The following is an 8544-nucleotide window of genomic DNA, read 5'->3' as shown; positions in this document are numbered from 1 at the left end:
GCCGCTGGTGCTGGCGGCCGCCGAGGCCGGCCTCGCGGCGCGGATCCGGCACCGGGCACGGCAGCGGCACCGCCTGGGCGCCGGCAACGTGGCGGGCGAACGGCGCCAGGTGGCGCAGCGCGCTGGAATAGACGCCGCGCTTGAACATCACCACGTGCTCGAGCGGGTACCAGAAATCGACCCAGCGCCAATGGTCGAACTCGGGCTTGTCGGTGGCGTCCAGGCGCAGGTCCGACTCCTCGCCGGTCAGCCGCAGCAGGAACCACACCTGCTTCTGGCCGATGCAGACCAGCCGGTCGTTGCGCCGCACCGCCCGCTGCGGCAGGCGATAGCGCAGCCAGCCGGGAGTGGCGCCGAGGACTTCGACGTGGTGGGGATGCAGGCCGGTCTCCTCGCGCAGCTCGCGGTACATGGCCTCGAGCGGCGTCTCGTCGGAGTTCATCCCGCCCTGCGGGAATTGCCAGCCGTCGCGATGCACCCTGCGCGCCCAGAACAGGCGGCCGTCCGGGTGCATCAATACGATGCCGACATTGGGTCTGTAGCCGTCCGGATCGATCACGATGCGGACTCCGAATTTCACTGTCTCCGACTCTGCCACGGGGTCGGCCAGAGGACAAGCCGGGCAAAACGCGGCGGAAGGATTGACAAGCCCGCCCCGGACATGAAGAATGCGCGGCTCACCGTGGCTATGTAGCTCAGCCGGTTAGAGCACAGCACTCATAATGCTGGGGTCGGTGGTTCGAGTCCACCCATAGCCACCATAAGAAAACGCGCCGCAACACCGTCCAGGCCCGCCAGCGCAGCGGGCTTTTTCGTATCCGCGCTCCGCCGGCGCGCCGCCCGCGTTCGCGCCGGCGCCCGCACTGCGCGATCATCGTCTTCCACGCGCCGGCGCCCGCCGGCACCGCTCCCGCCTCGCCGCCATGCCCGCCATCGACATCTTCAAGGTCTTCACCCTGGAAGCCGCGCACCGGCTGCCGAACGTGCCGGAAGGCCACAAGTGCGCGCGTCTGCACGGGCATTCGTTCCGGGTCGAGGTGCATCTGCGCGGCGACATCGGCGAGCACAGCGGCTGGCTGATGGACTACGCCGACGTCAAGAAGGCGTTCCAGCCGATCCACGACCGGCTCGACCACCACTACCTCAACGACATCGAGGGCCTGGACAACCCGACCAGCGAGCGGCTGGCGGTGTGGATCTGGGAGCAGCTCAAGCCGGCGCTGCCGTTGCTGAGCGAGATCGTGGTGCACGAGACCTGCACCGCCGGCAGCCGCTACCGCGGCGAATGAGCCCGGGCCGGCGCCTCGCGCCGGCGCCTGCGACGCGATCGGCCCTGGGCCGCGATTCCGCGGCGGGTCATGCGCGCGCCACGGTTCCGACATCCTCGTCCCGCAGTTTCGCGCAATGAGCCATGCGCGCGGCCTCGCCTTGGCCAGCCGCGGCGCTTTGCCTATTCAGCTTTCAACCCCGTAACTGACTGACCCCGCAGGCTTTCTGAACGATTCAGCACCGCTCGTCGGCGTCATGTTGCGCCGCAACAAAGACCGGCCTATGCTGCAACGCACAATCCAGTCGCCCATCGGCTGGACGACCCTCACAGGAGCTCAGCCATGTACCAGCAGTTCAACGAACAGTTCGCCGCCGCCACGCGCCAGTTCGCGGACACGGCCGCTCAGGTCAACCGCCTGGCCCTCGACAACGCCGAGGCCGTGTTCGGCCTGCAGATCGCCGCGATCGAGGACCGCGTCAACGCCACCTTCGCGTTCTTCGGCGAAGCCGCCGAGGCCCGCGACTTCGACGCCCTCAAGACCCTGTTCCCGAAAGGCGTGCAGATCGCCCGCGAGAACGTCGAGCGCGCCGTCAGCACCGGCCAGGAAGCCTTCGGCCGCACCCTGAAGACCAACGAAGCCATCGCCGAGCTGGCCAAGTCGCAGGTCGAGACCGCCGCCAAGGCCACCCAGGCCAACGTCGAGAAGGCCACCAAGGCTGCGGCCAAGGCCGCCGCTCCGGCCGCCAAGTAAGGCGTCGCGGCCGCCGACTCTCTCCCGGCGGCCCGATCCGATGAAGAAACCCGGCAGCGCGAGCTGTCGGGTTTTTTCGTGCTTGCGGTTTGGGGGCTGCGGTTGAGGCCTTGGCGGCGCGGCGAGTTACAGCGTCAGCGCGATCGCTCTGAGGTGACCCGCTAGCGAATCGGCGGCTGCGGGGATCGGGGTTTCGTCGCGACATGACGCTGCGCGGTCGCGGCTTGCGCCGCTCCTACAGGAAACCACCGACGCTTGCGATCTCCCTGTAGGAGCGGCGCGAGCCGCGACCGCGACATCGCGACCACGGCGCAAGCAACGACGCGAACGGCCACTCCACGGTCGCGGCTCGCGCCGCTCCCGCAGCCGGAATCGCGGCTTCAGTATGGCGGCCGCAATGCCGCGGCCAGCACTGCCGGATCCGGCTGCGCCGCATGCGGCAGCCGGCCCCAGCACGGCACCGGCAGGCGCCGGCGCAGGATTTCGAAATTCTCGTCGGCGCGGGCCATGTGCGGGTCGATGCCGTTGGCGATCCAGCCGATCAGCTCGGCGCCGTCGGCCTGGATCGCGCGCACGCTGAGGCGGGCATGGTTGATCGCGCCCAGGCGCAGGCCGACGACCAGCACCACCGGCAGTTTCAGCGCGCGCACCAGGTCGATCTGGTCGAGTTCGGCGCTGATCGGCGCGGCCCAGCCGCCGACGCCTTCGACCACCACCGTGTCGGCCTGCGCGGCCAGGCGCGCGTGCGCGGCCAGGATCGGTTCGAGCGCTATCTCCACGCCGGCCTCGGCGGCGGCGATTTCCGGCGCCAGCGGCTGCGGCAGCGCGTAGGGGTTGACGTCTTCGTAGCGCGGCCGCGGCTGGCTGGCCGCCTGCAGCAGCAGCGCGTCCTCGTTGCGCCAGCCGTCCGGGCCAGGCTCGCAGCCGCTGGCGACCGGCTTCATGCCGACCGCGCGCGCGCCGCCGGCGCGCAAGGCGTGCAGCAAGGCGGCGCTGGCGACGGACTTGCCGATGCCGGTGTCGGTGCCGGTGACGAACAGGCCGGGCAGCCGGTGTGCTGGATTCATGCGGATTCTCGCGGCTGGAGCGGCCGCGGCGGCGCGCGGCGGCAGGCCGGCGCGGACGCGGTTCGCGGGTCGGAACGGGGGGACCGGCGCCTGTGACTGATCTCGCGCTTTCCCGGCGCGGCCCAATGGGCATGGTAGTCGCGGTGGGTGCCGCTGTTACACTCCGAAGATGTTTACTGCCTCCACACTTTCGGGCCGAAAGTCCGAGCAATACGCCCAATTGGTCGAGCAGGCGCGCGCCTTGCTGGACGGCGAGCGCGACCGCGTCGCCAACGCCGCCAACCTGTCGGCGCTGGTCAACCAGGCGCTGCCGCAGCTCAATTGGGTCGGATTCTATTTCTTCGACGGCACCGAACTGGTGGTCGGCCCGTTCCAGGGCCTGCCCGCCTGCGTGCGCATTCCGCTCGACAAGGGCGTGTGCGGCGCGGCCGCGTCGAGCCGCAGCACCCAGCGCGTGGCCGACGTGCACGAGTTCCCGGGCCACATCGCCTGCGACGCGGCGTCGCGTTCGGAAGTGGTGGTGCCGCTGGTCCGCGGCGACGAGTTGATCGGCGTGTTCGACCTGGACAGCCCGGTGCCGGCGCGTTTCGACGCCGACGACCAGGCCGGCCTGGAAGCCCTGGCGCAGGTCTATGTGGAGTCGTTGGCATGAGCGGAGCGAAACTGCGCAATATCGGCCCCAAGAGCGCGGCGTGGCTGCGCCAGGTGGGGCTGCGCTCGCACGCGGACATCGCCGCGATCGGCACGGTCGAGGCGTTCATGCGGGTCAAGCGCGCCGGCTTCAAGCCGACCTTGAACCTGCTCTACGCGATCGAAGGCGCGCTGCTGGACTGCCATTGGCAGGAGATTCCCGACGAACGCCGCCAGGAGCTGATCCTCGCCGCCGAGGCGGCCACCGCGCTGCTGCCGGCGCCGCGCAACAAGCCGGCGGCGGCGCCGGTGCGCACCACGGTGCATAACGAAGAGCGCCACGAGGATGGCGTCTTCGGTGGTGGCTTCGGCGGCCGCGACGACGCCGACCACGGCGGGGACGGCCACGACGACGGCCACGATCGCGACAGCGGCGACGGCCCGACCGACGGCCACGACGAAGACGACCGCCGCGACTGACCCGATCCCGGGATGCTGCGCCCGCTCCCTGTAGGAGCGGCGCGAGCCGCGACCGCGACAACACGGCTACGACGAAAGCTGCGCAGCGACCGGTGACCCACGGTCGCGGCTCGCGCCGCTCCTACAGGGACTTCGGGCAGGTCCGCCCCACTTCGCGTACACTGCGCCCCGCTTCGAGGTGACCCCGCGGCCAGGCCGCCGGGTTGAAACGGGAAGCCGGTGACGCCCGGCGGCGCGGATCGACGATCCCGCCGCGGCCAATCCGGCACTGCCCCCGCAACGGTAAGCGCGTCCACAAGCGCGGCAAACGCCACTGTGCCATCGGCCTCGCGCCGCCGGCATGGGAAGGCGCCGCGCCGGAACCGGTCCGCCGGTTCGGCGCGCAAGTCCGGAGACCGGCCCCGAAGCCCCAACAGGTTGCGATGCGGAGGGCATCGCGGCGGTCGCCGCGCCTGCGCGCCGGCTCGCCTGCGTTCGCCCTCCCCCGCCGCCGCCCTTCGCCGTTCGTCGCGCGCGCTGGATCGCGCGCGCAGGAGTGTCTTATGCGTCGTTTCAAGCTGCTGTCCCTCGCCATCGCCGGCGCCCTCGCGTTGCCGGCGGCCGCCGTCGCCGCGCCTGCCGGCGAGGCCACCGACCTGGATCAGGTCGTGGTCACCGCCAACCGCACCGCGGTCAGCGTCAACGACCTGCTGACCCCGGTCGAGGTGCTCGACCGCAGCGACATCGAGCGCAGCCAGGCGCGCGACCTCAACGACCTGCTGCGCGGCCGCGCCGGCATCACCCTCGCCAACCAGGGCGGCGCCGGCAAGCTGACCACGCTGTTCCTGCGCGGCAGCGAATCCGACCACGTGCTGGTGCTGGTCGACGGCATCCGCATCGGTTCGCCGACCTCGGGCCTGGCCTCGCTGCAGGACCTGCCGCTGGAGCTGATCGAGCGCATCGAAATCGTGCGCGGCCCGCGCTCGAGCCTGTACGGCGCCGACGCCATCGGCGGCGTGATCCAGGTGTTCACCCGCCGCGAGCGCCAAGGCTTCGCCCCGCGCGTGCACGCCGGCGGCGGCAGCAACGGCACGGTCGAATTCGGCACCGGCTTCGGCGGCCGCAGCGGCCGCGGCTGGTTCGGCGCCGATTACAGCTTCCGCAAGACCCAGGGCATCAACGCCTGCCGCGGCGCCGGCTTCCCGGTGTTCGCCGGCTGCTTCACCGACGAGCCCGACCGCGACGGCTACGAAAGCCATGCGCTGTCGCTGCGCGGCGGCGTCGAGATCAACGAGCAGTGGAGCGTGGAAGGCCAGGCGCTGCGCGCCGAGGGCCAGAACGACTACGACGGCAGCTTCGTCAACTATTCCGAGACCGTGCAGCAGGTGGTCGGCGGCAAGGTCGACTGGCGTCCGTCGGAGCGCGTGCACGTGCAGTTGAGCGGCGGGCGCAATGTCGACAGCTCGGACAACTTCCTCGGTGCGTTGCCGATGGGCTACTTCAGCACCAACCGCGACAGCGCGACCTTGCAGGCCGATTTCAACCTTTTCGAAGGCCACGTGTTGACCGCGGGCTTCGATTGGCTGCGCGACGAAGTGCGCAGCGACACCGTCTACGACGAACGCGCGCGCGACAACAAGGCCGGCTTCGTCCAGTACCAGGGCCGCTTCGGCAACCAGTCGTTCGAAGCCAGCGTGCGCCGCGACGACAACGAGCAGTTCGGCGGCCACACCACCGGCGGCGCCGCGTGGGGTCTGAACTTCGCCGAGAACTGGCGCGTCACCGTCGGCTACGGCACCGCGTTCAAGGCGCCGACCTTCAACGAGCTGTACTACCCGTTCTTCGGCAACCACAACCTCAAGCCGGAAGAGTCCAAGACCTGGGAACTGGGCCTGGCCTACCGCGGCGAGAACTTCAACGCCCGCATCGACGGCTTCGACACCCGCGTGGACCAGCTGATCACCTTCGACTCGGCGATCAACCTGCCCAACAACATCGAACGCGCGCGCATGCGCGGCGCCGAGATCGGCGTCGACACGACCTTCGCCGACTGGACCCTGGCGGCGAGCGCGAGCTGGCTGGACACCGAGAACCGGGTCGGCTTCTACCGCGGCAACGATCTGCCGCGCCGCGCCAGGCACAGCGCCCGCATCGACCTGGATCGCGCCTTCGGCAAGTTCCGCGTCGGCGCCACCGCGGTCGGCTACGGCTCGCGCTACGACGACGTCGCCAACAGCGTGCGCGTGGGCGGCTACGGCACCTTCGACCTGCGCGCCGAGTACGCCTTCAACGATGCGCTGAGCCTGCAGGCGCGCGTGGCCAATGTGTTCGACCGCGAGTACGAGACCGTGTCGTACTACAACCAGCCGGGGCGCGAGTGGTTCCTGACCTTGCGTTACGCGCCCAAGCCCTGATGGCGACAGGGTCGGGACCGATGCGGTCCCGGCCCTGAGTGATGGACCCGAAGCCCGGCTCCGGCCGGGCTTCGCCGTTTCCGAAGCCGCTGTAGGAGCGGCGCGAGCCGCGACCGCGGCACCGCACCTGCGACGAAACTTCCGCCGCCAGCGGCTACCCCGCGGTCGCGGCTTGCGCCGCTCCTACAGCGGCGTCGTTGCGGCGGCTCAGGCCGTTGCGGTTAGCTGTTCGTCGAGTTCGGCCGAGTCCAAGATCGGTTCGGTGCGAGCGGGGCGCGCCGTTTCCAGCGCCCAGCCGCGCAGGCGCGCCAGTTCCGGCGAACGCCACACCGCCACGCCGTAAGGACTGCCGCACACCGCGTGATCGCGCTGCGCGCTGCGCAGTTCCGCGTCGCCGCCCCACCTCGTCGCCGCGGCGCGGCGATGCAACGCCTCCAGCCCATGCGCGCCGCACTCGGCCGCGTGATCGAGCGCGAGGACCAACTCGATCGGATCGGGATAGAACGGCGACAGGCTCGCCGCGCGCAGGGCGTCGTCGCCGGCCCAGCGCAGCGCGTCGGCGAGCATGCGCTGCGCTTCGCGCACGCCGGGCAGGTGCGACAGGTCCAGCGCCGCGAACAGCGCCAGCGCGTTGGCGGTGGCGGTGCAATCGACCAGGTCGCGGCGCACGCCGTCGCGGCTCCAGGTGGCGAATACGCCGGGGCGCAGCCACGGCGGACGCAGCAGCGGGAAATCGGCGATGCGGCGCCGGGCGATGGTCAGGCAGGCGACGCGGCGCGCCTGGGCACGATCCACGCGGCCGGCGTGCAGCAGTTCCAGCAGCATGATCGCGGTGTCGTCGGCGTCGTCGGGCAGGTCCGGCGCCCACTGCGGCCGCGCGTCCTGCGGCCAGAAGCGGAAGCCGCCGTGCGCGGAGCGGCAACGCTCCAGCGCATCGAGCAAGGCCGCCGGCACCGCCAGGCCGCGCCGGCGCAGCGCGCGCACGCCCAGCGCGGTGACGAAGCCGTTGCGGTCGTGCAGGCGCTGTCCGCCCAGCGACACTTCGCTGAGGATGAAGTGCGGCGTCGCCGCGACGGCGGCGGCGAACGCGCGGGGTTGCGGCGCGGCGCTCATGTCGGCCGCACGCCGCATTGCACCCAGGCGTTGCCGGCGATGTCGGCGCCGACGCCGATCATGCCGTGGCGCCAGCGGCCGTCGGCCGGGCCGGCGGCGAGCGCGGCGTAGACTTGCGCCGAGCGGCCTTCGCCTTGCGCACGCAAGCGGCGTTCGACTTCGGCATCGTCGCGGAAGATCGCCTTGGCGAAGGTGAACCAGGTCAGCGCGCGCACCTGTCCTTGCGCCGACAGCGCCAGGCTGATGCCGGACGGGCGCGGCAGGTCGTCGGCCGGCAGCACCTGCATCAGACGTTGCAGCAGCGCCGCCTCGTCGCCGAGCGTCGCCCGCGCGAGCGCGCGCAAGGCGGCCAGGTCGAGCTCGTCCGCGCGCGCATAACACTCGACGCTGCCGTCGGGATTGACCCCGCACATGCGCCAGAACAGCAACTGCGAAGCGAACACGGGATGGCGATCGCGCCACTGCGGCGGCAGACGCCCCGCGGGCAGGTCGGCATAGAGCTTGGCGGCGAAATCCTCGCCGTGCCGCGCCGACGCCCAGGCGCCGAACTTCAGCCGCGCGCCGCGCTGATGATCGATCCACGGTTGCAGATCGCCGCACCAGTCCACCGCTTGCGCCGCACGTTGCAGGCGCGCGGCGTCGTCGGCCTCGGGCTCGGCGACCTCGGCGGTCCAGCGCACCGCGGCCTCGCGCGAAGTCCAGGCGAATTCGACCGGCAGGCCAGTGTTGGTCAGCGAGCTGAAACTCCACGCCACCTGCGGCCAGCGCGAGGCCGCCAGCGGCGCCAGCGCGCGCGCCAGCCGCGCCTGCGCTTGCCCGGCCTGCGCCGGCAACACCGCG

At 71.3% G+C, this 8544-nt stretch carries 9 protein-coding genes, 1 tRNA gene and 1 riboswitch; of the genes, 6 read left to right on the top strand and 4 right to left on the bottom strand.

Translation table 11 applies throughout. The annotated features are described in order from the left end of the window. Positions 1-559 (bottom strand): RNA pyrophosphohydrolase (locus A7A76_RS02495; protein ID WP_206409711.1); only part of this gene is annotated, 559 nt, incomplete at its 3' end. 125 nt (positions 560-684) lie between these two features. Here A7A76_RS02495 and A7A76_RS02490 point away from each other — a divergent pair. The 3 genes from A7A76_RS02490 (at position 685) to A7A76_RS02480 (ending at position 2021) form a co-directional block, all read left to right on the top strand. Next, positions 685-761, top strand: a tRNA-Met gene (locus A7A76_RS02490). 171 nt (positions 762-932) lie between these two features. Next, on the top strand, positions 933-1289 hold the full coding sequence (gene queD / locus A7A76_RS02485; protein WP_057949942.1) for a 6-carboxytetrahydropterin synthase QueD: 357 nt from the start codon (positions 933-935) through the stop codon (positions 1287-1289). Positions 1290-1610: 321 nt separating this feature from the next. Next, entirely contained in the window at positions 1611-2021 is a 411-nt protein-coding gene (locus A7A76_RS02480; protein ID WP_074873443.1) for a phasin family protein, read from the top strand. 380 nt (positions 2022-2401) lie between these two features. Here the strand turns inward: A7A76_RS02480 and bioD are convergent, their stop codons facing one another. Further along, positions 2402-3088, bottom strand: a complete 687-nt coding sequence (gene bioD / locus A7A76_RS02475) for a dethiobiotin synthase (protein ID WP_206409710.1) — start codon at positions 3086-3088, stop codon at positions 2402-2404. Positions 3089-3257: 169 nt separating this feature from the next. Between bioD and A7A76_RS02470 the strand changes: the two genes are divergently transcribed. The 3 genes from A7A76_RS02470 (at position 3258) to btuB (ending at position 6591) form a co-directional block, all read left to right on the top strand. Beyond that, entirely contained in the window at positions 3258-3740 is a 483-nt protein-coding gene (locus tag A7A76_RS02470) for a GAF domain-containing protein (protein WP_206409709.1), read from the top strand. Beyond that, positions 3737-4198, top strand: coding sequence for a TfoX/Sxy family protein (locus A7A76_RS02465; RefSeq protein ID WP_206409708.1), 462 nt, complete (start codon positions 3737-3739; stop codon positions 4196-4198). Before A7A76_RS02470 ends, A7A76_RS02465 begins: the two co-directional genes overlap by 4 nt. A 159-nt stretch (positions 4199-4357) precedes the next feature. After that, a riboswitch (cobalamin riboswitch) is annotated at positions 4358-4616 on the top strand. Positions 4617-4740: 124 nt separating this feature from the next. Beyond that, on the top strand, positions 4741-6591 hold the full coding sequence (btuB, locus tag A7A76_RS02460) for a TonB-dependent vitamin B12 receptor (RefSeq protein WP_206409707.1): 1851 nt from the start codon (positions 4741-4743) through the stop codon (positions 6589-6591). Positions 6592-6798: 207 nt separating this feature from the next. On the opposite strand, the gene A7A76_RS02455 is transcribed toward btuB, so the two are convergent. Then, positions 6799-7704, bottom strand: a complete 906-nt coding sequence (locus tag A7A76_RS02455) for a hypothetical protein (RefSeq protein WP_206409706.1) — start codon at positions 7702-7704, stop codon at positions 6799-6801. Next, positions 7701-8544, bottom strand: an 844-nt coding sequence (locus A7A76_RS02450; protein ID WP_206409705.1) for a hypothetical protein, incomplete at its 5' end; no start/stop codon positions are given. The genes A7A76_RS02450 and A7A76_RS02455, both read right to left, overlap by 4 nt.

It is taken from the genome of Lysobacter enzymogenes, assembly GCF_017168095.1.
Classification (GTDB): Bacteria; Pseudomonadota; Gammaproteobacteria; order Xanthomonadales; family Xanthomonadaceae; genus Lysobacter; species Lysobacter enzymogenes_D.
The sequence above is the reverse complement of the archived record's forward strand: the minus strand, read 5'-3'. Positions and strand labels throughout refer to the sequence as shown.